This is a genomic window from Microcoleus sp. MON2_D5, assembly GCF_036701905.1.
GTDB lineage: Bacteria > Cyanobacteriota > Cyanobacteriia > Cyanobacteriales > Microcoleaceae > Microcoleus.
Genome location: NZ_JAUBRM010000036.1, coordinates 25,129 through 49,505 on the forward strand (window position 1 = coordinate 25,129; position 24,377 = coordinate 49,505).

The following is a 24,377-nucleotide window of genomic DNA, read 5'->3' on the forward strand; positions in this document are numbered from 1 at the left end:
TTTTGTCGCTGGGTGGGGGCGGGTTTAAAAATACTTTGGTTATTAAGCAGAGATACGGGTGAACCCGCCCCGACCTCAATATTGTAGTGCGATCGATCTACCGCTTCACGGCATTGTGTTCCCACTTCCAAACACAACTAGAAATCAAATTCGTACAGATATGAGCGGTAATTGGCACTAACAAATTCCCAGTAGCTAAAACGCTGTAACCCAACAGCAATCCGACAGCCGTCGCCCAAACAGCATAAGGCCACTGATCCATGCCTCCCAAGTGCAGAATGCCGAAACAAAAACTCGATAGAACTAAACCGATAACATTCAATCCTAAAGCAGACAGCATCACGCCTCGAAATAGCAATTCTTCGCTAAGTCCCGGCAGCAGTCCCAGCCAAATTAAATCCGGCCAAAACAAAGGTTTGAGCACTACTTCCAAGTAAACATCTGCACTGCGGCGATAACCGGGCCAGAGATGATAAACGATCGCACTGCCGCCTGTAATTGCCAGTCCGAGCGCACATCCTTTGAGCAAGTCGATTCCTATCAATTTGACTGGCAAAAGTGATACCGATCCAAATAGCAACCACAATTTAGCTACCGCCAGCAACATAATTGCTGTCACGCCCATTGCTACTAAAACTTGGGTGCGCGTCAAGGGTTCAATTTCTGGGTTTTCGGGAATTTTTTCTGCCACTTAATCACTTTTAGATTTGAGGTTTGAGATTTTAGATTTGTTTAGTTGAGTCAGACAAACAACGCAGGGAGGAGATGTCTGCACCCAAGGAAGCTGGACTGATGCCGGCCCGCAAAGCGACCAAAACTCCGATCGCCTCTAAATATGAGTTTACCTGCAAAGCTTTGATTCCGAGTTTTTCTGGAGTCGCCTGCATCTGGGTTTTGTTGTCCCCCACAGCGATGATTTGTACCGACGATCGCCCACTCAAACTCAGAATAGCACTGCCGCCGCAGGCTGTGGCGGGTATTACCACCGCATCGACTCGATCGGCGGTAATTGATAATTGATTGTGCTGCTGCCTTTCTGGCGCTACCAATTGCGGAGCTTTGCTGAGGCCGGCAAGCACGCAAGGTAGGAAAGTATAGCCGATTTCCTCAGCAGCCGATCGCGGGGACAGGTGCGGATCGAGGGGAAGCGCAGACAGCGCGGGGGCGTGGGCGCAGGGGATTTTAAACGTCCTGACGATGAGGTGGCTGATCACAGCTTCCGCGCCGGCGAGGGGGTCAACTCCTTTGCCGCGGCGGTAGTTTTCGAGGGCGAGGCTGCCTTCATCGTCGGGAAATCTGGCTACAACTGCGATCGCGTCTACTCTTGCTTGTTCGATTAATTTTTCTGCAGCGCGCAATAAACTGTCGGGATTGCCGATGGTTCCCCAGGATGCCCCTGATTCAGAAATACGCAATTCTACTTGCAGGGGGCGATCGGTTAAAACACAATCAGTTATATTCAAACCCAATGTAGCTCTCGCTGCATCCGCCGCTTGCAAGTGGCGCAACTGCAAGTCGGGTTCGATCGCGGCATCGAGGATTAAGCCGATGCGATTTTGATGTACCGGTTGCAGTCCCCAGCATCCGGCAGCAAATTTGTCAAGGGCGTAACCTTCAACGTAGAGAGCGTTAGGTATCGGCCAATAAAGTTGAGCGCCGTTGAGGACGTTGGGGTGAGTGATCAGGGTGTCTGAAATTTGGGCGATCGCCCTAGCCACCGGCAGCGCATCTCCTGCAAACCCACCAATCGAGGCTCCAACGCCTGTGGGGACTATCAAAACCACTGTCAAAGGGCGGGGGTTCACGATGTTGCGGAGGATGCTTCCACGAGCACGTAGCCTTCTACCACAGCCTTTTGCCGATCGACATCCACGTCTGTGACTGCCCACCGCAGGGGTTCGCCGTACTTTTGCAGTTCAATTTCAATAGCCGAGTGCAGTTGCTCGGCCGTCTCGTGGAGGTCAACTTCTGCGGAAATGAAATGGGTGGTCATAGGGCGATCCATAGTGGTTTTACCGCTAACGGTACTTAGGTCAATTTTAGCTTAGTCCTAGGATTTACCGAATTGGCGATCGTACACAATGTCTTCTTTTTCGGTTTCTATCTTCAAGTTCGATCGCGGATAAGCAATGCACAGCAACACATAACCTTCCGCCTGAAGTTCGGGACTGACACCCATGCAATCAACTTGCTCAACTTCACCCTCAATAACTTTAGCAGCGCAAGTAGTACAAACCCCTGCATTGCAAGAGTTAGGCAGATCAATGCCCGCAGCGTTTGCCGCCTGCAGAATTTGTTTATCTTCCGGCACTTCTACGGTATAGGTAGAGCCTTGGTGGATCAATTCAACAGTGTAAGTCTTAGACATATTTCAATTATTGGTTTTAATTCCCCAATTGGAATTTACGCTACATTTGCAAACAAAGCAATCAGTATTTTACCGCTGTTTATGCTTTTGTGCAATTTTACAACTGCATTTTTTAGTGATAATTTTTTTTATTAATTGCCTGGGGCGAACGATCGGCATTTTGTCAATGACTTTTTCACAAATTATTACACACCTCACGGCGGAACTCGGCCACAAAGCACTTATACCTAATTAATTTTTTGCCTTCAAGCCAACAACTCATCCACCGCAACACTAAAACCTGGCAGCACTAGCTGAGTGCTGACTGTAGAACCCAGGTTAAAGGTTAACTTTTGACTTTGAGTCATGAGCAATATCCAGCGACTTTCTGGAAAAACAACCCCAGCTTCCAGACAATCCGAATCTAAATATTCTTGTGCTTTTAGAAATATTTCTTCCGCAATATCAGTAGGAGAAACTATTTCAGCAATTAACGGCGGACTTTGAGGCAAAGTAGGAACATCGCCATATTGAGCAACAAGTTCAGGAGTCAGATAAGCTACATCAGGACGGCGCACTCGCCTGTCAGTACGGCAAGGAACTTCTGTATACACTTCGCCGCCTGGTCCGCTAGATATCTTATAACTTCTCCAACAATAATCTAGTCTAGATTGGATTCGACTGTGTTTTACTGTCATGCCATTTTTCTCCGCGATTTGCCCGTCCACCCATTCCATGCACTCGGGGGGATTAGCCATAAAGTCTTCTAGAGAAACATTTTCTGATAAAACGGCAGCCATTACCATAGCCATTTACTCTCTTTTGCAGAATTCACTCATATTGTAGCAATCAATTGGTAATGGGTTATTGGGAATTGGTAATTGGGAATTGGGAATTGGAACTAACAAATAACCTATGCCCTATGCCCCATGCCCTATGCCCCATGCCCAATTTACTCAATATTAATTTGATTGGGAGGTTTAGGTTGAGCCGCTGTCTCATCCTTCAAAGTTTTACGCCCAGAACTAGCATAATCCTTATACAAATCCACAAACATCTTTGTCAACTGCTGCAAAGAAAGTTGTTCCCCATTAACTTGAGCTTTCATATAAGCTTTAAGCACCTCAATGTAAGCCAAACCGAGGGCAAGCGTGAGAGCTGCTGCCGTTGCACCGGAGATTGCACCGCCGACAACAGTACCCGCACCAGGAATCATTTTAATCAAATTAGTAACAATACTTCTGCCAACAGCAGTAACCCCGCCTGTGCCGCTAATAGCAGACAGCATCGCCGAAATAAAGCCCTTATCAAAGGGCATTCCAAAAATCACAGTAATATTAGCAATCATTGCTGTTTGCATCGCCATCAAAATCGGCGCATCAGCAAACGGTACAGGAGTCGCACCGACAATTGCAGAACCTGCAACATAAGCACTTAGATACTTAAACGCCATATCGGATTTGAGCGCAATATTAGCAATTTGTTCTTTAACAAAAGCTTTTTTAGCTACTTCCGGCAGCAGTTGAACAGTTGCATCTACCAACTTGTCTAAACCGTGAGATTTTACTGTATAATCCTCATCTATTTCTTCCGGTTCAGCCATGACGGGGATAATTTGACTCACTGGTAAATTCATGTGTTCCAGTTGCTTGAAAAACTCGCCCGGCTTTTTAGATGTCGTCTGGGTCAGCACTAAAAGAACTGGTACATCTTTGACTTCCATTTCTTTTAGCCAGCTTTCCTCCACAGATTCTATTCTATTGGCGCTGTGATTGATGCAGTACCAGATGACGTGAATGTGTTCTTTTGGGTGCAGGAGTCTTTGGTCTTCAATCAGTTTAGCAACGTTTAATTGAATAACTTTAATTTGTTCGGCGTTGAGTTCTAGTCCGGGAGTATCGTAGACTGTAATTGGGCAATTCGGTTTTGTATATTGGCGGATGCCTTGAGTTATGGGGCGGCCGACTCCGGTTTCTGCTAAGCGTTGGCGAAAAACGGAATTTATTAGGGTACTTTTGCCGACGCCGGTTTTGCCGATGACTAAAACATTGCACTGTCCCACTTGGTTTTCTGCGTCTTTGAAGGCGTAGTAACTTCTATTTAAAAGCTCGTCTAAGGAAAAGTCGTCTGACATGGCGGTTTGCTCCGATAATGGTGGGATATTAATTCAATACCACCGAATAGAATTCCGATGCTCTACAAACGAAGTCCGCGAAGGCGGACTGAGGAGTCTTAAACATATTGTAGCAATTTGATTTCAGAACGGGTGCAACGGGTAGAGGAGAGTTTTGTGTCGCGTGCTGCTAAATGAAAGGTTGTAGAATTTAGTTTAAGCTAGCAATCGATCGACATCGATGCTAAAACCGCTCAGGATTTGTTGGGTGCTGGCGGTATCGCCGGATCTAAATGTCAATATTTGATTTTGAGTCATCACAAATACTAAATGACTTTCTGGAAAAACTAGCCAGACTTCCTGACAGCTAGATTCTAAATATTCCTGTGCTTTGAGAAAGACATCTTCAGCGATATCGGTGGGTGAAACTATTTCGGCAACTAAGGGGAAACTTTGGGGTAAAGTGGCAAGGTTGCCAAATTGTGCAACTAATTCGGGTGTGAGATAAGCGACATCGGGCCGGCGAATTTGTTGGTTAGTGCGGCAAGGTGGTGAAATATAAACTTCTCCTCCTTGTTTGCTGGAAATCATGTAATTTGCCCAAGCACAACCCAGGCTTGATTGAATTTTACCATGCTTGAGCGTGGCTCCATTTTTCTCCACGAGTTGTCCATCCACCCATTCCATGTTGTCGGGGGGATTAGCCATGAAGTCTTCTAAAGTAAAATTCTTCTGTGCAGCAGTAGCAGTGACCATAGTTATTTATTCGCTTTTAGCAAACTTACTTGTTACTATTATGAGCGCTCGGCAAGGGCGATCGCACTTTGACTACAAAAAAGACAAATATCACCAACTCCACATCCTCAGTTATCAAGCGGTTTTCGGTTATGTTTTTGACAACGGCTTTCTTCAGACCAGTTTTTCAGCATTGACCATATATCTCAACTCCTGATTTATTTGTTATTGGCAATGCTTGACAAATCTACTGAGTGATGATAAGGTTAAATTTTACTTAATAGCATAACCAATTAAAAATTTTTGTTGGTTTAATTCATTATGACGAAAAAAAATCGTAAAATTCGTTGCGGTATTAATTACAAACATACTTTATTAGAACTATCTGTTAATAGGAAAGATCCATGTGAAGTAATTAGAGAACTAATTTCCAACTCCTATGATGCTACAGCATCTGTTATTGAAATATATCCTTTACTTCAATATGAAGGGTTTATATTTATTGATAATGGGATTGGTATAAGCTCTGAAAAAGAAGTTAATGGAGTAGCTCCAATAGATGCTTTTTTCTCAATAGGTCTCTCAACTAAAACTCTTGGGGAATCTATAGGCTACAAATGTCAAGGATCAAAACTTTGCTTTGCTTCAGGAAAATTTGCACTTATTACCCGATGTAAAGAGGACACTGAATCTTACTGGCGTTCTGTAGTTATAGATAATCCAAGAGATACTTTAGACTCTGAACAAGATAACATTGAAATTCAAGAAGATATACAACCTTGGTTAACATTAAGAAAACTATTACCTCAGCCCGATGCTAGAACAGTCGCTATTATTCAACATTTAGATGAGACATATTTTCAATCAAATTTAAAAACAGGAACAATCATTATTGTCAAAAAATTAGAAGTAGATAACTTTTCCAACTATTACGGTACAGACAAAAAATATCCCTATATAAAAAGTTATATTAGATTTTATACCAGACATGGGGATGTCAGAAATTTAGATTATGAGAGAACAGGGTTTAGCGCGAAAGGAGCTACAACTTTTAAAAATTCATCTCCTACCTATAATGAGAAATGTCAGCTTTTTATTTGGAAAGGCAGTGAAAAAAACAGTAAATTAGAAAAAATTCCTCCTGGATACCCATACATTGAAAAACCAAATGTTATTCCAGGTATGGAAGATCATTTCTGGAAACCGCCAGCAGAAATAAAGCGACTGAATTCAGGTAGATTTTATTATCGTAACTCCCATGCGTTTAAATTTCACGGAATTACGTACTGTTTGGTATTAGCTATTGATGGTAATCGAAGAGCTTTAGAATACTATGAAGACTTAGATCGCCAAGGAAAAAAGCAGTCAGGTATTGGATTTAGTTCACAAAGAGGAACTTTTGTTTGTTCGGAAGGACTAAAAATATGTTCTTATAATGAAATATTTAATCATAGCTTATTACACGATTATAGAGTTTTAAGTGATAATAAAGCTCAGACCCATTATGCTTTGATGATTAACGGTAGTTTTCTGCTAGTAACAAACAGGAATTCTTTAAGTGAATCATCAATTAAAATTTTAAGAAATGACGATTTTTTAGAAGAAATTAAAAAATTCCTCGATAGATCCTTGAATGATGGCAAAGTTTTTAAACAGTTGATAGAGAGAATAGGAAATGAAGTTAGTGAATCAAAAAGCGAAGTTCAAGTCAAGCAATTTAATAAAGTTAAAAATTCAATACTTCAAAGAGATCATTTTTATATTTTAGATATTGAGATTTTAAAAAGTAAAAAATTTTTTGTTCCTAGTGTAGGAGAAGAACATGGAGTAGGTGCGTTATATACACTCTTAGCTCATTTGGTTTCTGTAAGCTCTCCTTACTCTAAGTTTTGGTTAAGGCCTTTAAATTTTTCCGGTCAAGGAATTGATAGTTTAGCCACCGAATTTAATGATGAAAAATTCCAACAAGAACTCAAAGGATTAGAATATAAATATATATTTTCAACCTATGAGCTATTTAACCATCCATTAGTCGTCACCGATCATATTGTATGTTGGAAACTGGATGAATCTTTGCAAGAAGGTGATTCTGTTGATGATGGAGATTATAAAGGAGAAATTTCCTTTGCTAATGATTTAGAAGGTATAGGCTGTGAAATTATTAATATACAAAATGGATATGGTTCTTGTCATAATTCTAATATTAAAGTCATTTGCTTAGAAAAATTAATAGGTAAAACTTTCCGGTGTGAATGGAAAAGAGGTTTTAGCAGTTTAGCTTCACAATCATCAAGGAGACGAGCCAGATAGTTAAAAGTTATAAACATCAATAGGATTGATTTCGTTATCGATTAGAGTTCCTTAGCCAGAAAGAATTGCTCTTTATCAGTCCCCATTATTGGGCGGGGTTTGTGTCGCAGGGTTTGGCGTAGGAGAAACAAGAGCATTTACATTCCTGGACACATCACAACCACAGCACTGATCGAAGCCGAAGTGTTTACCGTATCTGCGGGCTGTAACGCATCTTCTCGTCAAAAAACCTGGTTTCTAACCACCCGTGCGTCTAGGACTAATTTAGAAATTTTCCAGCAGAGATTTCTCTTGTGCATAAACCTTTCGCAGCGACTCCACGGCTATTGCTCGCAACATCAATTTAATCACCCCCACCATTTCCCCCCACTCGAACAATTCAGAAACACAAACAGCTTTCTGAAATCTCGCCGCATAAAAATCCACCCAAAAATCCGGCGCGTGTCTCTCTTTCTGACTCGCTATCCGGCGCTTCCAATAACCAAAATCTAAACCAGAGGGCGATTCCACTCCCAAAACAGGCGGAAAGTCCGCATAACTGACAAACCGACTCATGCCTTTGGCGTGCACGTACAGGATATGCGCCCAGCACTCGAAGCGATATATTTGTTCTACCTTGATTTTCAGCAGCCGCGCGATCGCCTCTTTCGTCACAAACCGGCTCAATCTGTGTCTGGGGGTTGATTTTCGCGAAAATTTTGTTAACATGATGTTAAGCAAATCCTTTGTAAAGAGTACAAACTTTTGTAAAGGGATTTAATTTGGATAGGCGATCGCTTTTTAGTTTTCCAGACCTGGGAGCGATCGCTTTTTACGATATTTTTATTAAAAACTAAATCTAGTTTTTTGTCAATGGGTTTAATTAGATTGCGGGTTAAAGAATTTGCTGCTGAGAAAGGCTGGACGATCAAAGAGGTTTCTGAGCGATCGGGAGTCATTTACAGCACACTCACCACCTATTCACGTTCTCCGGGAATGGCAATGGTTGATTTTACTTGTCTGCTGAAGTTGGCACGTACTTTTGACGTGATGGTGGAAGATTTGGTTGAGGTCGTCAAAGAGTAGGCGATCGCTTTTTACAGTACAATTCTCTGACTTATATTAATCACATCTCAAGAGGTTATGGGCTTAATTAAGTTGCGGGTTCGAGAGTTGGCTGCTGAGAAAGGCTGGACTATCAAAGAGGTTTCAGAGCGATCGGGCGTAGTCTACAGTACCCTCAGAACCTATGCCCGATCGCCCGGATTAGCAACAGTTGATGTGACAGCCATGCACAAGTTGGCGAGGACTTTTGATTTGTCGATCGAAGATTTGTATGAGATTGTGCAGGAATAGGCGATCGCTTTTACGAACTAATTATCCAGTTAATATTACTCGACAGTTGCTAGCATCTGATTGACAGACTCGCTTTGTTGTAGCGCTTCCCAATCAGATGTAACAGGTTGGTAAGAACAGTAACACACCACAATTCGCTCCTCAGTATCGGAAGCAGAAAACTGCTGAACGCGAGTAACTACCCAATCTCCATCTTTCCCGTGGGTGACTCCATTACCGGGGTCAGATAGATTTTCATAATCGCGGGTTTTGTCCCCTACTTGAGGAATTTCTGGGTTTTCTTCCCAAGTCCAATTTTCCCAAAGTATATTAGTGAGACTGCCCCTCGGCATAAGCTGACGTTCTTCCCAGCCCGGAGCACTCATGCTTTCGGTTTTGTAGACAATCCAGATTTTTTTGGCCATTTTTTTAAAGACGATCGCACAATCGCGTTCAATACTTCGACTATCTCACAGATGAAAGCTCCTGCCGCCGAATTATCTTAAAAAAAGCGCCTGAGTTCTCTCAGACGCATACCATAAAATCAACAAATTGTCAACCCTAACCTAACCATTCAAAGCCTCAGCACCGCCGCAAACTTCCAGGATTTCCTGAGTAATTGCCGCTTGCCGCGCCTTGTTATAAGTCAGCGTCAAACTACCGATCAAATCGCTAGCATTCTCACTAGCATTGTTCATCGCCGTCATCCGCGCCGCCAACTCGCTAGCAGCAGACTCTTGCAAAGCGCGCAGCAATTGGTTGTTCAAATACAAGGGCAAAAGAGCCTCCAGAATTTGCGCCGGATCTTGCTCGAAAATCATGTCTCTGGGCAAACTCTTCGTAGGTGAAGCAACCTTCTCGCGCGATACTTGAAACTGTCCGCCTTGCGATGTCAAGCGGAAGATTTCATCATCAGGAGTTTCCAAACCTTGGGGGTCGAGGGGCAGCAAAGTTTGAATTACCGGACGCGAACTAATTAATGACACAAACTTGGTGTAAATTAGCTCAACTCTGTCCACAGTTCCTGACAGGAACAAGGAAAGCAATTCGTCAGCAATTTGTGCCGCTTCCGGTGCTGTGGGAATTTGTTCCAAGTTAGCGTAAGTAGCATCAATCGGCTGTTCGCGGCGCTGAAAATACTGAGTAGCTTTGCGTCCTACCAACACGTATTTGTAATCTAAGCCTTCAGCTTTGATTTCCTTAGCGCGATTTTCCGCGTATCGGATGATGTTGCTGTTGTAGCCGCCGCACAAACCCCGATCGCCCGAAACTACCAACAGTCCCACCGATCGCACTTCGCGTTTTTTCAGCAGCGGCAAATCCAGGTTTTCAAACTGCAAGCGTTCCGCCAAACCGTATAATACCTCTGCCAGTCGATCGGCAAAAGGCCGAGTAGCAGTCACCTGTTCTTGAGCGCGGCGCACCTTTGCAGCGGCCACCAAACGCATCGCTTCTGTAATCTTTTTAGTGTTCTTGACCGACTTAATGCGATCGCGAATAGTTTTCAGATTTGCCATAACTTTCTCCTTACATCCTTGCCCGCATCTTCTTAATTAAAACCGCAGATTAACGCAGAGTAACGCAGATTAACTTCAGATTATCTGCGTTAATCCGCGTTCATCTGCGGTTCAAAATTCCTACTTGTCTACTACGCAGAAACTAGAAAACTTTGCTTGTATTCAGTGATGCCTTCTTTCAGCAGCTTCTCAGCTTCATCAGTCAAAGCTTTTCCGCCTTGAACAATTTCGCCGTACTTCGGCTTGCTAGTCCGCAAATAGTCGCGCAAACCAACAGTAAACTTGCTGACTTTTTCCACTGGGATGTCATCCATATAGCCGTTAATACCGGCATAGATTACAGCCACTTGTTCATTCATCGGCAGAGGCGAACTTTGGGGCTGTTTCAACAGTTCCCGCAAGCGCTGACCGCGCGACAATTGATTCTGAGTAGCTTTATCCAAGTCAGAAGCAAACTGAGAAAATGCTGCCAGTTCTTCAAACTGCGCCAATTCCAATTTCACCTTACCGGCTACTTTTTTCATCGCCTTAGTTTGAGCCGCCGAACCTACCCGCGATACCGAAATACCGGGGTTTACTGCCGGACGCAAACCAGCGTTAAACAAGTCAGAAGAAAGGAAGATTTGACCGTCGGTAATCGAAATTACGTTCGTCGGAATGTAAGCAGAAACGTCACCAGCTTGGGTTTCGATAATTGGCAAAGCAGTCATGCTGCCTTCGCCCAAATCGTCGCTCAATTTAGCAGCGCGTTCTAGCAAGCGAGAGTGCAGGTAAAACACGTCTCCGGGATAAGCTTCGCGACCGGGAGGACGGCGCAGCAACAAGGACATTTGGCGGTAAGCTTGTGCTTGTTTGGAAAGGTCATCGTAAATGACCAAAGTGTGCTTGCCTTTGTACATGAAATACTCAGCTAAGCTAGCACCTGTGTAGGGAGCCAAATATTGCAGGGTTGCGGGGTCGCTAGCGTTGGCTGCTACTACGATCGTGTAGTCCATCGCGCCCTTTTCTTGCAGGACGTTGACGATGTTAGCTACTGTAGAAGCTTTTTGACCGATCGCTACGTAAACGCAGATCACGTTTTCCGATTTTTGGTTAATAATCGTGTCGATCGCGATCGCAGTTTTACCGGTTTGTCTGTCACCGATAATCAGTTCCCGTTGTCCTCTTCCCACCGGAATCATCGCATCAATAGCGGTAATTCCTGTTTGCATGGGTTCGTAAACAGAACGGCGAGAAACAATCCCCGGTGCCGGAGATTCAATCAAGCGAGATTCAGTAGTTTTAATTTCTCCTTTGCCGTCAATCGGACGGGCCAAAGCATCAACTACCCGTCCCAACATTGCTTCACCCACGGGGACTTCAGCAATTCTGCCAGTAGCAGTAACTGCCGAACCTTCTTGAATGCCGAGGCCTTGGCCCATCAACACTGCACCGACGTTATCTTGTTCGAGGTTCAGTGCAATGCCCACGGTGCCGTCGGCAAATTCTAGCAATTCCCCAGACATGGCTTTATCCAAGCCATAAATCCGAGCAATGCCGTCGCCTACTTGCAGAACAGTACCGACGTTAGAGACTTTTACGTCTTGGTCGTACTGTTCAATTTGCTGGCGAATAATGCTGCTAATTTCGTCAGGTCTGATTGCTGCCATGTCAGTTGTTTTTTGTCAGTTGTTTGTTGTCAGTTGTCAGTTATCAGTTGTTCAAAACTACCAACCGTTAACTGCTAATTAAATTAGCTAATAGTCATCAGCTATTAACTCTCAGGAATTCAAGCGAATTCCTAGACGGCGCAATTGTCCCCGCAGGCTGGCATCAATTACTTGAGAGCCTACTTTGATTACCACACCGCCGATTAAATCTGCGTCTATTTTGGTTTCAATTTCTACTTGACTAGCGCTGGTCATCGCCTGCACTTTCTCGCGAACAGTCTGCTGTTGAGCTTCTGAAAGCGGGACTGCCGATGTAACTTCAGCCAATACTGTTTGGTTTAGTTCTCGGAGCCTTGCCAAGTATTGTTTGCCAATTCCTTCTAAAAAAAGAATTCTTCCTTTGTCTACTAATAGCTTCAGAAAGCTGTGCATCAAGGGGCTCATTTCTTCACCCGCTATTTGCTGAATCACGGCTTTTTTAGCATCCGGTTTTACCAGCGGATTGGCTAAAAATTGACGCAAGTCTTCCGAACCTTCTAGCAGGCTCAGCAAGGAACGAATATCTTCGCCGAACTTCTCTGAGAGATTGTTGGACTGAGCCAGTGACATCAAGGCAGATGCGTAAGGCTGTAAGACTTCTGTGCTGACTGTACTCACGTTTTAGCCTCCCAGTAACGCAATGCTGCGATCGATTAATTGGTGTTGAGCGCTGTCGTCCAAGCTAGTTTTTAGCTGGCTTTCCACCTTTGCTAATGCCAGAGATACAACCGCCGATCGCAGTTGGGCGATCGCTCTTTCCCGCTCTGCTTCCAACTCTTGACCTGCTGTTGCTCTCATTCTTTCAACGTCTTGCGCTGCCTGAGCTAGAATTGCTTCTTTTGCTTTCTTGGCAGTTTCTTCAGCAGCGGCCCGAATTCGTTCCGCTTCTGCTTGCGCTTGAGTCAATTTTTGCTGTTGCTCTGCTAGAGCTGCTGCTGCATCTTTTTGGCGTTTTTCTGCTTCTTGAATCGCCTCTTGGATGCCCGAACGCCTCTCAGTCAGGATTTTACCTACAAATCCGCGCCCGAAATAAAACAGCACTGCAATAATAATGACCAGGTTAATCAGGTTGGTTTCTAAAATATCGAAATTTAAACCGAAACCACCTTCGCCGCTAGCTTCTGTGGCTAGCAATAAAACAGTCCCCATGATACTCTTCCATAATTGCGCGTGCAGATTGGGTGAAGCGATTTTAGATTTAAGATTCCATCAAAAATCTAAAACTCTTCTGTCTCGCTATTTGGCCAGCGACTGCCCTAATAGCTTTTCGAGAATTTGGCCGCTGAGCGCGTCTACTTGTTGTTCTAGTGAGCGCATTGCTTCTTGCTTTTGCTGCTCTATTTCTTGCCCAGCCTTTTCTCGCGCGACTTGAGCTTCTTGTTGAGCCTCAGCTACTTTGGCTGCCCCAATTTTTTGGGCATCAGCTTGAGCAGCAGCAATTACTGATTGAGACTGTTTGCGAGTTTCTCCCAGTTTTTGCTCGTACTGCTGCGCTAGTTGCTGAGCTTTTGCCAAGCGTTCTTGCGCGGAGACTTGAGTGTTGCGAATGTAATCGGCGCGATCGTCAATTGACTTGCTGAGTGGCTTGTAAAAAATTACATTCAAGACTGCGACTAGAATTAAAAACTGCACCGCCATCAGAGGCAGCGTAGCATCTATATCAAACAGTCCCCCTTCCTTAGCCGCTTCTTCAACTGCTAGTAATACTGTCCAGTGCATCATGATTTTTTGACGGCTTCCATCTAATTCGCTTAATCGATTTTAGATTTGAGATTTTGGATTAGAATCGCCAAAACCTCAAATCTAAAATTTCCAATTATTATGCGAAGGGGTTGGCAAACAGCAGCACTAGGGCTACGACCAAACCGTAAATTGTGAGCGCTTCCATGAACGCCAAACTCAACAGCAAGGTGCCGCGAATTTTACCTTCTGCTTCCGGCTGACGGGCAATCCCTTCTACAGCCTGACCTGCTGCATTACCTTGACCGATGCCAGGGCCGATTGCAGCTAAACCTACTGCCAAAGCGGCGGCAATTACGGAAGCGGCAGCAACTGTTGGGTTCATGATGATTTTCCTTATCTAAAGTACAAAATTGAGAACAGAAAGCCTACAGAATTGTCCGATGTGACGGGAGGAAGTTTGAGCTCAGAAATTTTCTTTTTCCTCCTTCATTCTTCGCCGTTGATCGTTAGTTAATCGTGGTGTTCTTCGCCGTGACCGCCTTCTAGAGCTTCACCTATGTAGGCTGCGGCTAAGGTTGCAAAAATCAAAGCTTGAATTGCACTGGTAAATAGTCCCAGAACCATCACTGGCAGAGGAACAAATAAAGGCACTAGCAACACTAGCACTCCGACCACCAATTCGTCCGCAAGAATGTTGCCAAACAAACGGAAACTTAGGGACAGAGGCTTAGTGAAATCTTCTATGATTTTGAACGGCAACATGAAAGGCACCGGTTCAACATAGTGGGCGAAATACCCCAAGCCGCTTTTGCTGAGACCTGCATAAAAATATGCTAGAGAAGTCAGCAGTGCAAATGCTACCGTCGTATTGATGTCAGCGGTAGGAGCTCCCAATTCGCCTGATGGCAGCTTAATCAGCTTCCAAGGAATTAGAGCGCCAGACCAGTTTGACACAAAGATGAACAGAAATAATGTACCAATAAACGGTACCCAAGGGCGATATTCTTTTTCCCCAATTTGGTTTTTAGCCAAGTCCCGAATAAATTCCAGCGCATACTCCATAAAATTTTGCATTCCGCTGGGAATTCGCTGGATTTTGCTGGTTCCTAAAATCGAAACTACGACTAAAACAGCAATTACAAACCACGAGGTTAGAAAAACCTGCCCGTGCACTTTCAGATTGCCGAGTTGCCAGTACAACTGCTGGCCAACTTCCAATTTGGCGAGGGGGAAACGATTAAAGGTGTTTAGAACGTCAAGCATTGCCATTCAACGGGCTTCCCCATACAAATCGATGAGTTGAGTTTTGCTCGAATTGCCTGACCTACCTGTAGTCTAGTGCTAATGCACTTCGGATCACGTAAACCAACAGCGCAGCTTTGTAAGTCAGAAATCCCAAAAATATCGGTAAAATCTGTAGCTGATTCCACTGTGTTCCTACTATCATCACCGCTAAAAACACACCGAGCCGTGTCTTGCTGATGCGCTGATTTTGGCTGCCGATTCGTTCAACGTCTCTAGCCAACATCTTTAAGTAAACCACACCTGTGCTCGCCCCAAGCAAATAATTCAGGGCAATGTTGAGCGAGTAAAAAATCCAAACGGAGATAAAAATAATCGCCGTAAATGCAAGGGTGTACGCCAACAACTCTTGTTGGAGGCGATAAAAGTCTTGCATGGGATTGCTAGTCTCGGACGAGACTGTCGAGACTGTCGAGACTGTGCCAGCCTGAGGAATATCCTCGTTTGCTGGTGTGGGTTCGGTGGGTGTGTTTTGCGTGTTCACGAAGCTCAGAAACTAATGCAGGTAGCAGGCGAGTGCTTTGCAAACTCAGAAAAATAATACCACGCTGCGGTAACAATACTTAAAATTAAATTAATGCTTTTTTTGGATTTTGGTGTTGGGCGCTTCGGAAATCTCAACCCGTTAAATGTCCGATCGACCTCACCCTACATCTCCCACCGCCCGACCGCACTCTCTTACACATTGTTTTTATTTTTCTTACTTAGTGAGTCTCACTTAGTGAGTGAGAACTGAGGACGATCGGGCAAATAGATGAGCAGACTCTCCCTTCTCGCACTCTGCGCCCTCTGCGCCCTAGAAGAGTCAATTAAAACTCGATCTCATTCAATAACCTTAAACTCTTGAAGTGCCGGGATGAAATTTTTATTCTCGTGGCTCGATCGACTAAGCTTAATCAAAGCAAATCGCTGTAGAGGCTGCAAACTTGCCCACTGTCCCAAAGTAATTGTCACGCCGAGCTCTTGCGCTTTTGTAGAAACCGACTCCGGTACAGTTGCAGCATCCATCCACGGGGGATTTTCATCAACAGCCAAATCAGTTCCCAGTTTCCCTGTCTGTTTAATTAACACTTGGTTGAGCTTTTCTCGGTAGTCGATAATTTCTGCTTCTGTCAAGCAAGGTAACTCTACAAGACTTTGCCGTTCTGCTTGGTTGAAATGATTCCAATCCTGCAACTTCAATTTAATGCCGCAAGTATCTAACTTGAGACGTACCTGCATCGGAATGCAGCGCAAAGCTTCCACAAAATCAGCTTCAAATTCAAAGAACATAAATTTAGCAATTTTAGATTTTAGATTTTAGATTTTAGATTTACTCTACAGCCGGGAGCTGGGGGCTTGTATCCCTTTTTGGATGATATTAATTGTATTTTAGATTATAGATTTTAGACTAGAGATTTACTCTACAGCCGATAATTGCAGAAAATTGAGTCAGCATTTATAATTAAATAATATTACAAACTATTGACATGGATACCGTAGACTACCTTCGGATTAGCTTGATAGACCGCTGCAACTTCCGCTGTCTCTACTGTATGCCGGAAGGTAGCGAGTTGGACTATGTATTGCAGCAACAGTTGTTAACTCACTCGGAATTGCTAACTCTGCTGCGGGAAGTTTTTATACCGGTGGGATTTACCAAGTTTCGGTTGACTGGTGGGGAACCGCTGCTGCGGCCTGGGGTGGTGGAATTGGTGAGGTCGATCGCCTCAATGCCGGAAACCCGAGATTTATCCATGACAACCAACGGCTTTTTGCTGGCGGGAATGGCGGAAAATCTCTACAATGCTGGTTTGCGCCGGATTAATATTAGTTTGGATTCCTTGGAACCGGAGACTTTTGATAAGATAATTGGCAGTCGGGGACGATCGCGGTGGACGCAGGTTTGGGAGGGAATTCAAGCGGCTTATCAAGCTGGATTCGACCCGCTGAAACTGAATGTTGTGGTAATTCCCGGTGTGAATGACAGCGAAATATTGGATTTAGCGGCGTTAACAATTAACCGGAATTGGCACGTTCGTTTTATTGAGTTTATGCCAATCGGGAATGGGGATTTATTTGGGGATAAAGGTTGGGTAGCCTCGGCAGAATTGCGACAACAAATTAACGACAAATACGGGTTAGCCGAGTCAGGAGTTCGCGGAAATGGGCCGGCGGATGTGTTTCAAATTCCGGGGGCGAAGGGCACTTTAGGATTTATCAGCCAAATGTCCGAGTGTTTTTGCGATCGCTGCAACCGGATGCGTTTGTCCGCTGACGGGTGGCTGCGGCCTTGTCTGCTGAACGAAACGGGTCAAATTGACTTAAAAACTGCTCTGCGTGGTGGGACTCCTACAAGCGAATTGCGCGATCGAGTGCGGCACATATTAGAGATTAAACCGGAGATTAATTTCAAGCAGCGGGATTCGGGAACTACTCAAGGAAATTACAGCCGCACCATGTCTCAAATTGGCGGCTAATTATCTATTATCAGGGATAAGTCAGTGTTGATTCGCCCTCACGTTGCGCGGAAGAAGATCGATCAGAAGCTGGCGTTCGCTGTCCTAGGTCGCAGGAATTCGATATTCAACTCTAGTTTCTCTCCTAGCCACAAAGAATGTTTCGTATGGTCGGCCACATCGTCGCCTGTTTCAGGGTGAATGAGAATATCGAGCTCCTGACGATTCAGCATTAACCAGGGAACCACTTTGCCAAAGTGGTCTGGTAAAAATGCAACTTGATACATCGCTTGGGGGTGGGGGCCAATGGGTTTGTCATGCCAACGCCCAAGCTGCACCTCAAACTGAGTCAATCCTTCTCGTACACGCGCTGCGGCATCGCGATTATCAGCGTCGAAGTAAATATGTGCATGAAAACCAACGATTGTGATAGTGTCTTCTTTCATCATTTTCAGTAAATTATTCAGCCGATATCAAAAACTTTTATTACCTTAACTTGCTGGATATTTTCTTCTATCCTGTAAACTCCTTAAGTTGATAGCTCCTCAGTCTTTGCTCCTTTGGTTCCATGCTACGACAATACCAGTATACTCTCTGCTTCTCTATCTCCAAACTGACTAATGATGTCGATTTCATCTTGTAGCACTTGAACAATTTTAGATGTTGAGCAATTGCCAACACGGAGATAAATAAATTTGGGAGGATGACCGTAAAGTAAACTCCGTTGGTGAAAGTCAGAATCTTTGGAAACAATCACAAAATCATTTGTAGTTGCATATTCCCAAATTTCTGCATCATCAGTATTTGTCAGTCCTAAGGTTTTGATATAAAAAGAATCGGGAGAAAAACCGATAACTCTCTAAGTAATTCGGTCTGAGAGGTTTTCGTCCAACAGTAGTTTCAGAGGGAGGCCACAAATAATTTTTTCTCACGATCTGCGGCAAAAGCAAGACAGGCCTTGATGTCTGCCGAAGTTAATTCTGAAAAATCTTTCATAATTTCTGCTTCCGTCATGCCACCTGCGAGATACTCTAAGATGTCGTAGACGGCGATTCGCATTCCCCAAATACATGGTTTGCCACTGCATTTTCCCGGTTCAATTATGATGATGTCGTGGGAGTCCCTAAAGCAATAATTGGTATAAATATTGGTTGACATTCATAAAACTCAAGACTAAATTGTCTTATATCAAAATAAACTCAAAAGCGATCGCTACCGACGGCAAATCTGGGGAAGCCACCGACATACACCGTTTTGTAAAAGTGCAAAAATTAACTGTCACAATTGGTCGCTAGCCTAAACTTATCATCGCCTTGAATGGTAAGATAACCGTCGTCGAATTGGACTACCACAAACTTGCTATTAACTGCGCGTTTTATAATGCCCTTTTGTCCCGCGTATTTCCAATTTTTAATTAAGCAGATAACGTTCTGTCCTGTGTGAAACTGAGAGTCTCCATATTGTTGTTTGCCGTGGCGATCCAAAATTCGTGCCTGGTGTGCTGAAGAAGCCGATTGCTTTAACTGCCGTAATTCCTCCACCGTAATCCCTAACTTCTGTGCATCCTCTATCTCTTTTACCGCTGCGCGTCTTTGCGCGTTTTCCTGACTCTGACGCTCTTGTTCACGCCAATAGGAATGACACTTCTCTAGTGCTGCAATGGCTAGGTGATCTCCTTTTCCAGCCAAACGAGATAGAGCATCTTGAGCCGCATAACGTGTTTTAGGAATATTTCCCCTGGAGGATCGCTCTAGTGCTGCGATAGCTTCTGGGTCGCCCTGACCAATCTCACCTAATTTGGTCAAGATTTTAACACCAGTGCTATCATAATTACCCCAGTTATACCACCTGCGGAGTTCTTCTAATAGAGCCGCCACGGTTGTTGCGATTCGGACACGAGCCAGAATTGAGTCATCTTCAGTACCACCGCCACCGTAACTCATGCTGGTTTTCTATATTTGAATAAAAGGGATAAAAAGCAATCTTGGAATAAGGACACTTTCAAGCCCGAACCCAATCAACCTACTGTTAATAGTCATAAAATAACGCTTTTGGGATAAATTCCGCGAGCTAGTTAAGGACTACCTCAATTATAAAATTCCAATGCACAGGGATTTGATGTAAAACGCTCTGCTTTTAGCTCCCCGACAACTTCGGCGAAGTCGGGGAGTTGGGTATTCTGTTTTTTTAGGTGGGCTTAGTTAGTTCCACATTCTTGTCTGTCGAAAATTAAATCACCATTTGGGATTTTAGATTTGACCAGGCCTTAGCAAAATTAGCTGTTTTGATAAGATCGATCGCACTTCATCCAATCCCATCTCCACATCCGCCAAAATATCTCCCACAGTTCTGGTATTGCAACCTTGCAAAAACTCAAATTCCGCACTTGACAAATTGATCAATTGGTAGTTGCAATCAAACACTTGTTGACTAGGCCAACCGTGCATACAACTACTCAACTCTGGAATTGCCGCCAAAAGTGCCTGATCGTCCGACCAATCAATTTTATTAACAGGCTTTTTGCCCAAGAAAAACTCGTAATGAGTGATTTCCGTATCTAACAATTCAATTAATCGATAAAGCTCTCTTTCCGTCAAACCCTGAGCTCTTTCTATCAATTCCGGCGCTTTCGCCAAAAGTCTTTCTAACTGCCAATATCCCGGATTTGAGAAACCAATAAATTCCAATCCCGAAGCGTCAATTAACTCGAACAAAGTCTCAATATTGTAGTCAATTTCCTGCGGGTGAACGTACATATCAGCAAAACATTCGTCCCGCCGATTTTCTCCTGCCCAACGCTGTTTTTCGTACTTGACAAGACGGTTGTTTTCTGGTAAAGAAGCAAAGATTTGACGGCCGACTTTCACACCATCGGGATAGTCACCTTTTTGCGGGCCTTGGAGAAGCGCGATCGCCTTTTGCATGAGTTGAATTTCCCAGCGTCCGAGCTCAGCATACACAAAAATGTGCATCAAACCACCCTCCGCCAACTTCGCCGCCAGCGCTTGAATGCCCCGGATCGGATCGGGTAAGTGGTGCAGCACGCCCACGCAGTTGATCAAATCAAACTCGCCTTCTAACTGGGCGGCATCGTACAGGCTGAGGTGGCGAAAATCAGCTTCTCGCGCTCCCGATCGCCGACAGCGTTCTTGTGCTACTTTCAAAGCACCTTGACTCAGGTCGATCGCCGTCACCGAAGCTTCAGGATTGAGGTGAATCAGATAATCGGTGCTCGAACCAGTGCCGCAGCCAGCATCTAAAATCCGAATATCCAGTTTTGGCGGCTTTTGCCCGGTGCAAAAATTGTAAGCATCAGGCCAACTCCAGCGCCAGTTGTACCCAGGGGGCGGTTCATCTGACAAAGGATCGGGCGGGAAAGGGAAAGTATCGTAAAGCCGCCGCACGGCAGCGCTGATATCAGGCGTAGTATCCATAGGTGAGGTAATAGTTCGTGGGTTTTGTTTGAGATTGGTTGTCAGTAGCTACGGGGTAACAGCGCTACGCCATGCACTTCTGTGGCTGCGTTACTCGCAACAAAAATGTCGCTTCGCTGGCGTTGGGCAAGCCTCAAACAGAGGGATCGGGCGATCGACCAACCCATGACTGCCAAGCCCTGACAGCTCGTGCGTAATAAAACTTATCATTTTTTCTCATATAGGCTCTCTTAAATCTATACAATAAATGTCGGCAGGCTTTTTAACAAACAAGGACTGTCAATAACCCACCGCGGAGCTTTCGGGTGAAGCGGAGGCGTCTTTCCGCAGAAAGTCACAGATCCAGAAAAAGGCAGAAGAAAATTTTTGATTTTCTTTTCCCTTAATTGACGGCACTTGCTGCAATCGCCCAAAGGCAACTCTCCTGCCGAGTCTTTTTTTCCACGGGTATGCCGGCGGAGCGCAGCGGAGGGAGTACCCCGTGCCTGCCTTCGGATCGGACATTTCCCGGCAGGCAGAAAGATGAAACCAAAACATTTTAATCTAAGAAAGTAAGCGCGCCCGAACCTCGTGACAGGTAAAGGCAAAAAGTAAACAAAGCAAAAATACCTACTTTGACCTGCATGAGAAGGCAAGGTTAGTCGGGTTAAATGCTGCAACTATTTGGATAGGGAGCGAAAGAGTCTAATGACTGTAAAAGCAAGTGGTGGAAGCTCGGTTGCGCGTCCGCAACTATATCAAACTGTACCGGTCGCAACAATTTCGCAAGCAGAACAGCAAGACCGCTTTCTACAGCGGGGCGAACTCAGCGAACTGGCAAGTTATTTCAGTTCAGGGGCTCTTCGGATCGATATCTCTGCGACGCTGACCAAAAACTCGGAACTGATAGTATCCCGCGCAGCCAACCGGATTTTTACCGGCGGTTCCCCGCTGGCATTCTTGGAAAGACCACAAGAACCTGCGATGGCTGTAGCAGGCGCGGCTCGCGGCGGCTCGGGGAATGTCTCTGAAGGCATGAAACTGGGAACTGTTACCTACGTTGAAGGTCGCGCAGGCGGCGGCAACGGCGGTGGCGGCGGTGGTTTCTTGGGGCTAGGAAATCTATTTTCTGGCAACGGTGGCGGCTACAGCGGCCCGCTCCCAGCAGGATTTCAGCCGATCAATGTCTCGCGCTACGGCCCGGGCAACATGACCAAATCTCTGCGGGATTTGAGCTGGTTTTTGCGCTACATCACCTACGCGATCGTAGCTGGCGACCCGAACATTATTTCGGTGAACGTGCGCGGATTGCGGGAAATCATCGAAAATGCTTGCTCTTCCGCGGCCACAATTGTGGCAATGCAGGAAATGAAGGCAGCATCTTTGGGCTATTTCAGAAATAATGCAGAGGCAGCGGCGATCGTCGGACAGTATTTCGATGTAGCTATTACCGAATTCAAAGCTCCCACACCTTCAGACAAGGTGCGGCAGCGCGAAAGCAACGACCAGCAAGGGCTGCAACTGCCCCAAATCTACTTCAACGCATCCGAGCGACGGTCGAAATTCGTCATGAAAACCGGCCTGTCTTCGGCTGAAAAGCTAGAAGTAATCAAAGCAGCTTACCGCCAAGTATTCGAGCGCGACATTAGCCGCGCATACAGCCAAAGCATTTCTGACTTGGAATCCAAGGTCAAAAATGGCGAAATCTCGATGAAAGAGTTTATTCGCCGCCTTGGCAAATCTCCTCTGTACCGTCAGCAATTCTACGAGCCGTTTGTCAACAGCCGCGCTGTAGAATTGGCCGCCCGTCACTTCCTAGGCCGCGGTTTGAGCTCGCGGGAGGAATTTAGCAAGTATTTTGCGATCGTCAGCAAAGGCGGCCTGCCAGCCCTTGTAGACGCGATGGTCTATTCCCAGGAGTATTCCGATTACTTCGGCGAAGAAACAGTGCCTTACCTACGCGGTTTGGGCCAAGAAGCTCAGGAGTGTCGCAACTGGGGCCCGCAAATTGATTTGTTCAATTTCAGCGCTCCGTTCCGCAAGGTTCCTCAGTTCATCACCTTGTTTGCCGGCTACACCCAGCCTCTGCCAGACCAGCACGTTTACGGTGTTGGCAACGATCCGCTGGAAATTCAGTTCGGCGCGATTTTCCCGCAAGAAACTCGCAACCCCAAGAGCCGTCCCGCTCCCTTCGGCAAGGACACCCGCCGCATCCTGATCCGTCAAGGTGCGGGGATTGAAAACCAATTGAGCAACCCGGAAGCCCGCGGCAAGGCTCCCGGCTCTCTCGGCCCCAAGGTCTTTAAATTAGACCAGTTACCGGGTGGCTATGTGGCTTCCAAGAAAACCGCTCGCGGTGTCTCTAGCAGCTACAGCAACAGTTCCAGTGTCAAATTTACCGAAAGTTCCACCCAAGCGGTGATTCGGGCAGCTTACCTGCAAGTGTTCGGTCGCGACGTGTTCGACGGCCAGCGCCAAAAGGTAGCGGAAATTAAGCTGGAAAACGGCGAGATTCCGATGCGCGAGTTTATTCGGATGTTGGCGAAGTCGGACGTGTTCCGCAATATGTACTGGAGCAAGCTCTACGTTTGTAAGGCGATCGAGTACATTCACCGCCGACTCCTGGGACGCCCTACCTACGGCCGCCAGGAAATGAACGCTTACTTTGACATTTGTTCCAAGAAGGGTTTTTACGCGCTGGTCGATGCCATCCTCGACAGCACGGAGTACAACGAAGCTTTTGGGGAAGATACAGTTCCCTACGAGCGCTATGTGACTCCCGGTGGTTTGTCGATGCGGACGATGCGATCGGGTTCCGTCGCTGAGCAAAATGTCCAAGCTCAGACGCCAGAAACTCCTCGGTTTATCGAACTCGGCACTGCGCTCGATCGGGGCGAATTCGAGTTACAAAATAGCCTCGCTCAAGGTGTCAGCAAGCGGCGCGAACAAACTAAGGTGTTCAAGCTGACGAATACTTCGGACAAAGTAGCTTTGAAAACTTTAATTCAAGCTGCTTACCGTCAAATTTTTGAGCGCGACATCCACCCCTATGTTGTGAAGAATGAATTCACGGCGCTGGAAAGCAAACTGGGCAACAATGAAATCAATCTCAAGGAATTCATTGAGGCTTTGGGCTGCTCGTCGCTGTACATCAAACAGTTCTACGCACCTTATCCCAATACTAAGGTGATTGAGTTGGGAACGAAGCACTTCTTGGGCCGCGCTCCCCGCAATCAAGCGGAGATTCGGACCTACAACCAAATCTTGGCAAGTAAAGGGATTAAGGGCTTTATCAACGCAATGTTGAACAGCGTTGAATATGCCGAGGCGTTTGGCGAGGATACTGTTCCTTACCGTCGCTTTCCGACTCTCCCTGCTGCGAATTTCCCGAATACCGAAAGGCTGTACAATCAACTCACCAAGCAGAATGATGAGTTGGTGGTTCCAAGCTTTGAGCCAGTAGCTGCTACTGACAGAAGCTAGATTGATTTGAGGTTTGAGATGTTAAATTAGCAAT

General features: G+C 45.4%; 29 protein-coding genes. 6 read left to right on the forward strand and 23 right to left on the reverse strand.

What is annotated here, in order from left to right; translation table 11 throughout:
• Window positions 1-97: 97 nt before the first annotated feature.
• From QUA47_RS14985 to QUA47_RS15015, 7 genes are all read right to left on the reverse strand, one after another.
• Window positions 98-691 carry a CPBP family intramembrane glutamic endopeptidase gene (locus QUA47_RS14985; protein WP_333431310.1) on the reverse strand — a complete coding sequence of 198 codons (594 nt, stop codon included), beginning with the start codon at window positions 689-691 and terminating at the stop codon, window positions 98-100.
• 31 nt (window positions 692-722) lie between these two features.
• Window positions 723-1,805 carry a DUF3326 domain-containing protein gene (locus QUA47_RS14990; RefSeq protein WP_333431311.1) on the reverse strand — a complete coding sequence of 361 codons (1,083 nt, stop codon included), beginning with the start codon at window positions 1,803-1,805 and terminating at the stop codon, window positions 723-725.
• Entirely contained in the window at window positions 1,802-1,993 is a 192-nt protein-coding gene (locus QUA47_RS14995; protein ID WP_333290318.1) for a hypothetical protein, read from the reverse strand. The genes QUA47_RS14990 and QUA47_RS14995 overlap by 4 nt, the downstream gene beginning before the upstream one ends.
• A gap of 57 nt (window positions 1,994-2,050) precedes the next feature.
• A complete protein-coding gene (locus QUA47_RS15000; RefSeq protein WP_006631117.1) occupies window positions 2,051-2,368 on the reverse strand; it encodes a 2Fe-2S iron-sulfur cluster-binding protein in 318 nt (105 codons plus the stop codon).
• 245 nt (window positions 2,369-2,613) lie between these two features.
• Entirely contained in the window at window positions 2,614-3,159 is a 546-nt protein-coding gene (locus QUA47_RS15005) for a Uma2 family endonuclease (RefSeq protein WP_333431312.1), read from the reverse strand.
• A gap of 140 nt (window positions 3,160-3,299) precedes the next feature.
• A complete protein-coding gene (locus tag QUA47_RS15010) occupies window positions 3,300-4,481 on the reverse strand; it encodes a GTPase (protein ID WP_333431313.1) in 1,182 nt (393 codons plus the stop codon).
• Window positions 4,482-4,676: 195 nt separating this feature from the next.
• Window positions 4,677-5,216 carry a Uma2 family endonuclease gene (locus QUA47_RS15015; RefSeq protein WP_333431314.1) on the reverse strand — a complete coding sequence of 180 codons (540 nt, stop codon included), beginning with the start codon at window positions 5,214-5,216 and terminating at the stop codon, window positions 4,677-4,679.
• Here QUA47_RS15015 and QUA47_RS15020 point away from each other — a divergent pair.
• Complete coding sequence (locus QUA47_RS15020; protein ID WP_333431315.1) at window positions 5,209-5,412, forward strand: hypothetical protein; 204 nt, start codon at window positions 5,209-5,211, stop codon at window positions 5,410-5,412. The two genes, QUA47_RS15015 and QUA47_RS15020, sit on opposite strands and share 8 nt — an antisense overlap.
• 104 nt (window positions 5,413-5,516) lie before the next feature.
• Window positions 5,517-7,505 (forward strand): hypothetical protein, encoded by a 1,989-nt coding sequence (locus QUA47_RS15025; RefSeq protein ID WP_333431316.1) that lies wholly within the window; start codon window positions 5,517-5,519, stop codon window positions 7,503-7,505.
• 264 nt (window positions 7,506-7,769) lie between these two features.
• On the opposite strand, the gene QUA47_RS15030 is transcribed toward QUA47_RS15025, so the two are convergent.
• The gene (locus QUA47_RS15030) at window positions 7,770-8,213 is read right to left on the reverse strand and encodes a hypothetical protein (protein ID WP_333431317.1); all 444 of its coding nucleotides are present in this window, start codon (window positions 8,211-8,213) and stop codon (window positions 7,770-7,772) included.
• A 144-nt stretch (window positions 8,214-8,357) separates the two neighbouring features.
• Between QUA47_RS15030 and QUA47_RS15035 the strand changes: the two genes are divergently transcribed.
• Both QUA47_RS15035 and QUA47_RS15040 read left to right on the forward strand, forming a co-directional pair.
• Window positions 8,358-8,570: a helix-turn-helix domain-containing protein gene (locus QUA47_RS15035; protein WP_006631112.1), complete on the forward strand. Its 213-nt coding sequence runs from the start codon at window positions 8,358-8,360 to the stop codon at window positions 8,568-8,570.
• A gap of 57 nt (window positions 8,571-8,627) precedes the next feature.
• Complete coding sequence (locus QUA47_RS15040; RefSeq protein ID WP_333431318.1) at window positions 8,628-8,840, forward strand: helix-turn-helix transcriptional regulator; 213 nt, start codon at window positions 8,628-8,630, stop codon at window positions 8,838-8,840.
• A 35-nt stretch (window positions 8,841-8,875) separates the two neighbouring features.
• Here QUA47_RS15040 and QUA47_RS15045 read toward each other — a convergent pair whose 3' ends face one another.
• From QUA47_RS15045 to QUA47_RS15090, 10 genes are all read right to left on the reverse strand, one after another.
• Window positions 8,876-9,244 carry a hypothetical protein gene (locus tag QUA47_RS15045; RefSeq protein ID WP_333431319.1) on the reverse strand — a complete coding sequence of 123 codons (369 nt, stop codon included), beginning with the start codon at window positions 9,242-9,244 and terminating at the stop codon, window positions 8,876-8,878.
• Window positions 9,245-9,385: 141 nt separating this feature from the next.
• Entirely contained in the window at window positions 9,386-10,336 is a 951-nt protein-coding gene (locus QUA47_RS15050; protein WP_006631110.1) for a F0F1 ATP synthase subunit gamma, read from the reverse strand.
• Window positions 10,337-10,467: 131 nt separating this feature from the next.
• Window positions 10,468-11,985: a F0F1 ATP synthase subunit alpha gene (gene atpA / locus QUA47_RS15055; RefSeq protein ID WP_333037344.1), complete on the reverse strand. Its 1,518-nt coding sequence runs from the start codon at window positions 11,983-11,985 to the stop codon at window positions 10,468-10,470.
• 111 nt (window positions 11,986-12,096) lie between these two features.
• Window positions 12,097-12,642 (reverse strand): ATP synthase F1 subunit delta, encoded by a 546-nt coding sequence (atpH, locus tag QUA47_RS15060; protein WP_333431320.1) that lies wholly within the window; start codon window positions 12,640-12,642, stop codon window positions 12,097-12,099.
• A 3-nt stretch (window positions 12,643-12,645) separates the two neighbouring features.
• Complete coding sequence (locus QUA47_RS15065) at window positions 12,646-13,173, reverse strand: F0F1 ATP synthase subunit B (protein WP_006631107.1); 528 nt, start codon at window positions 13,171-13,173, stop codon at window positions 12,646-12,648.
• A gap of 87 nt (window positions 13,174-13,260) precedes the next feature.
• Entirely contained in the window at window positions 13,261-13,746 is a 486-nt protein-coding gene (locus QUA47_RS15070) for a F0F1 ATP synthase subunit B' (RefSeq protein ID WP_006631106.1), read from the reverse strand.
• A 97-nt stretch (window positions 13,747-13,843) separates the two neighbouring features.
• Complete coding sequence (gene atpE, locus QUA47_RS15075) at window positions 13,844-14,089, reverse strand: ATP synthase F0 subunit C (protein ID WP_006631105.1); 246 nt, start codon at window positions 14,087-14,089, stop codon at window positions 13,844-13,846.
• 128 nt (window positions 14,090-14,217) lie between these two features.
• On the reverse strand, window positions 14,218-14,976 hold the full coding sequence (gene atpB, locus QUA47_RS15080) for a F0F1 ATP synthase subunit A (protein ID WP_242717111.1): 759 nt from the start codon (window positions 14,974-14,976) through the stop codon (window positions 14,218-14,220).
• A 55-nt stretch (window positions 14,977-15,031) separates the two neighbouring features.
• Window positions 15,032-15,493, reverse strand: a complete 462-nt coding sequence (locus QUA47_RS15085) for an ATP synthase subunit I (RefSeq protein ID WP_333286684.1) — start codon at window positions 15,491-15,493, stop codon at window positions 15,032-15,034.
• A gap of 338 nt (window positions 15,494-15,831) precedes the next feature.
• Window positions 15,832-16,281, reverse strand: a complete 450-nt coding sequence (locus QUA47_RS15090; RefSeq protein ID WP_333431321.1) for a nitrate reductase associated protein — start codon at window positions 16,279-16,281, stop codon at window positions 15,832-15,834.
• Between the two features lie 197 nt (window positions 16,282-16,478).
• Between QUA47_RS15090 and moaA the strand changes: the two genes are divergently transcribed.
• Complete coding sequence (gene moaA / locus QUA47_RS15095; protein ID WP_333431322.1) at window positions 16,479-17,468, forward strand: GTP 3',8-cyclase MoaA; 990 nt, start codon at window positions 16,479-16,481, stop codon at window positions 17,466-17,468.
• 62 nt (window positions 17,469-17,530) lie between these two features.
• On the opposite strand, the gene QUA47_RS15100 is transcribed toward moaA, so the two are convergent.
• From QUA47_RS15100 to QUA47_RS15120, 5 genes are all read right to left on the reverse strand, one after another.
• Entirely contained in the window at window positions 17,531-17,896 is a 366-nt protein-coding gene (locus tag QUA47_RS15100) for a DOPA 4,5-dioxygenase family protein (RefSeq protein ID WP_333431323.1), read from the reverse strand.
• Between the two features lie 122 nt (window positions 17,897-18,018).
• Window positions 18,019-18,300 (reverse strand): DUF5615 family PIN-like protein, encoded by a 282-nt coding sequence (locus QUA47_RS15105; RefSeq protein WP_333431336.1) that lies wholly within the window; start codon window positions 18,298-18,300, stop codon window positions 18,019-18,021.
• A gap of 47 nt (window positions 18,301-18,347) precedes the next feature.
• On the reverse strand, window positions 18,348-18,605 hold the full coding sequence (locus QUA47_RS15110; RefSeq protein WP_333431324.1) for a DUF433 domain-containing protein: 258 nt from the start codon (window positions 18,603-18,605) through the stop codon (window positions 18,348-18,350).
• A 113-nt stretch (window positions 18,606-18,718) separates the two neighbouring features.
• Window positions 18,719-19,390: a hypothetical protein gene (locus QUA47_RS15115; RefSeq protein WP_333431325.1), complete on the reverse strand. Its 672-nt coding sequence runs from the start codon at window positions 19,388-19,390 to the stop codon at window positions 18,719-18,721.
• Between the two features lie 306 nt (window positions 19,391-19,696).
• A complete protein-coding gene (locus QUA47_RS15120; RefSeq protein ID WP_333431326.1) occupies window positions 19,697-20,881 on the reverse strand; it encodes a class I SAM-dependent methyltransferase in 1,185 nt (394 codons plus the stop codon).
• A 687-nt stretch (window positions 20,882-21,568) separates the two neighbouring features.
• On the opposite strand from QUA47_RS15120, the gene QUA47_RS15125 reads away from it, so the two are divergent.
• Entirely contained in the window at window positions 21,569-24,343 is a 2,775-nt protein-coding gene (locus QUA47_RS15125) for a phycobilisome rod-core linker polypeptide (RefSeq protein ID WP_333431327.1), read from the forward strand.
• The last annotated feature ends 34 nt before the right edge of the window (window positions 24,344-24,377 follow it).

Coding starts and splice junctions, on each gene's coding strand:
- moaA (WP_333431322.1), top strand. CDS start 16,479: ATGGATACCGTAGACTACCTTCGGATTAGCTTGATAGACCGCTGCAAC.
- atpB (WP_242717111.1), bottom strand. CDS start 14,976: ATGGCAATGCTTGACGTTCTAAACACCTTTAATCGTTTCCCCCTCGCC.
- QUA47_RS15035 (WP_006631112.1), top strand. CDS start 8,358: ATGGGTTTAATTAGATTGCGGGTTAAAGAATTTGCTGCTGAGAAAGGC.
- QUA47_RS14995 (WP_333290318.1), bottom strand. CDS start 1,993: ATGACCACCCATTTCATTTCCGCAGAAGTTGACCTCCACGAGACGGCC.
- QUA47_RS15065 (WP_006631107.1), bottom strand. CDS start 13,173: ATGGGGACTGTTTTATTGCTAGCCACAGAAGCTAGCGGCGAAGGTGGT.
- QUA47_RS15070 (WP_006631106.1), bottom strand. CDS start 13,746: ATGATGCACTGGACAGTATTACTAGCAGTTGAAGAAGCGGCTAAGGAA.
- QUA47_RS15030 (WP_333431317.1), bottom strand. CDS start 8,213: ATGTTAACAAAATTTTCGCGAAAATCAACCCCCAGACACAGATTGAGC.
- QUA47_RS15110 (WP_333431324.1), bottom strand. CDS start 18,605: ATGTCAACCAATATTTATACCAATTATTGCTTTAGGGACTCCCACGAC.
- atpA (WP_333037344.1), bottom strand. CDS start 11,985: ATGGCAGCAATCAGACCTGACGAAATTAGCAGCATTATTCGCCAGCAA.
- QUA47_RS15115 (WP_333431325.1), bottom strand. CDS start 19,390: ATGAGTTACGGTGGCGGTGGTACTGAAGATGACTCAATTCTGGCTCGT.
- QUA47_RS15025 (WP_333431316.1), top strand. CDS start 5,517: ATGACGAAAAAAAATCGTAAAATTCGTTGCGGTATTAATTACAAACAT.
- QUA47_RS15005 (WP_333431312.1), bottom strand. CDS start 3,159: ATGGCTATGGTAATGGCTGCCGTTTTATCAGAAAATGTTTCTCTAGAA.
- QUA47_RS15120 (WP_333431326.1), bottom strand. CDS start 20,881: ATGGATACTACGCCTGATATCAGCGCTGCCGTGCGGCGGCTTTACGAT.
- QUA47_RS15040 (WP_333431318.1), top strand. CDS start 8,628: ATGGGCTTAATTAAGTTGCGGGTTCGAGAGTTGGCTGCTGAGAAAGGC.
- QUA47_RS15000 (WP_006631117.1), bottom strand. CDS start 2,368: ATGTCTAAGACTTACACTGTTGAATTGATCCACCAAGGCTCTACCTAT.
- QUA47_RS15100 (WP_333431323.1), bottom strand. CDS start 17,896: ATGATGAAAGAAGACACTATCACAATCGTTGGTTTTCATGCACATATT.
- QUA47_RS15090 (WP_333431321.1), bottom strand. CDS start 16,281: ATGTTCTTTGAATTTGAAGCTGATTTTGTGGAAGCTTTGCGCTGCATT.
- QUA47_RS15125 (WP_333431327.1), top strand. CDS start 21,569: ATGACTGTAAAAGCAAGTGGTGGAAGCTCGGTTGCGCGTCCGCAACTA.
- QUA47_RS15010 (WP_333431313.1), bottom strand. CDS start 4,481: ATGTCAGACGACTTTTCCTTAGACGAGCTTTTAAATAGAAGTTACTAC.
- QUA47_RS15045 (WP_333431319.1), bottom strand. CDS start 9,244: ATGGCCAAAAAAATCTGGATTGTCTACAAAACCGAAAGCATGAGTGCT.
- atpE (WP_006631105.1), bottom strand. CDS start 14,089: ATGAACCCAACAGTTGCTGCCGCTTCCGTAATTGCCGCCGCTTTGGCA.
- QUA47_RS15050 (WP_006631110.1), bottom strand. CDS start 10,336: ATGGCAAATCTGAAAACTATTCGCGATCGCATTAAGTCGGTCAAGAAC.
- QUA47_RS15015 (WP_333431314.1), bottom strand. CDS start 5,216: ATGGTCACTGCTACTGCTGCACAGAAGAATTTTACTTTAGAAGACTTC.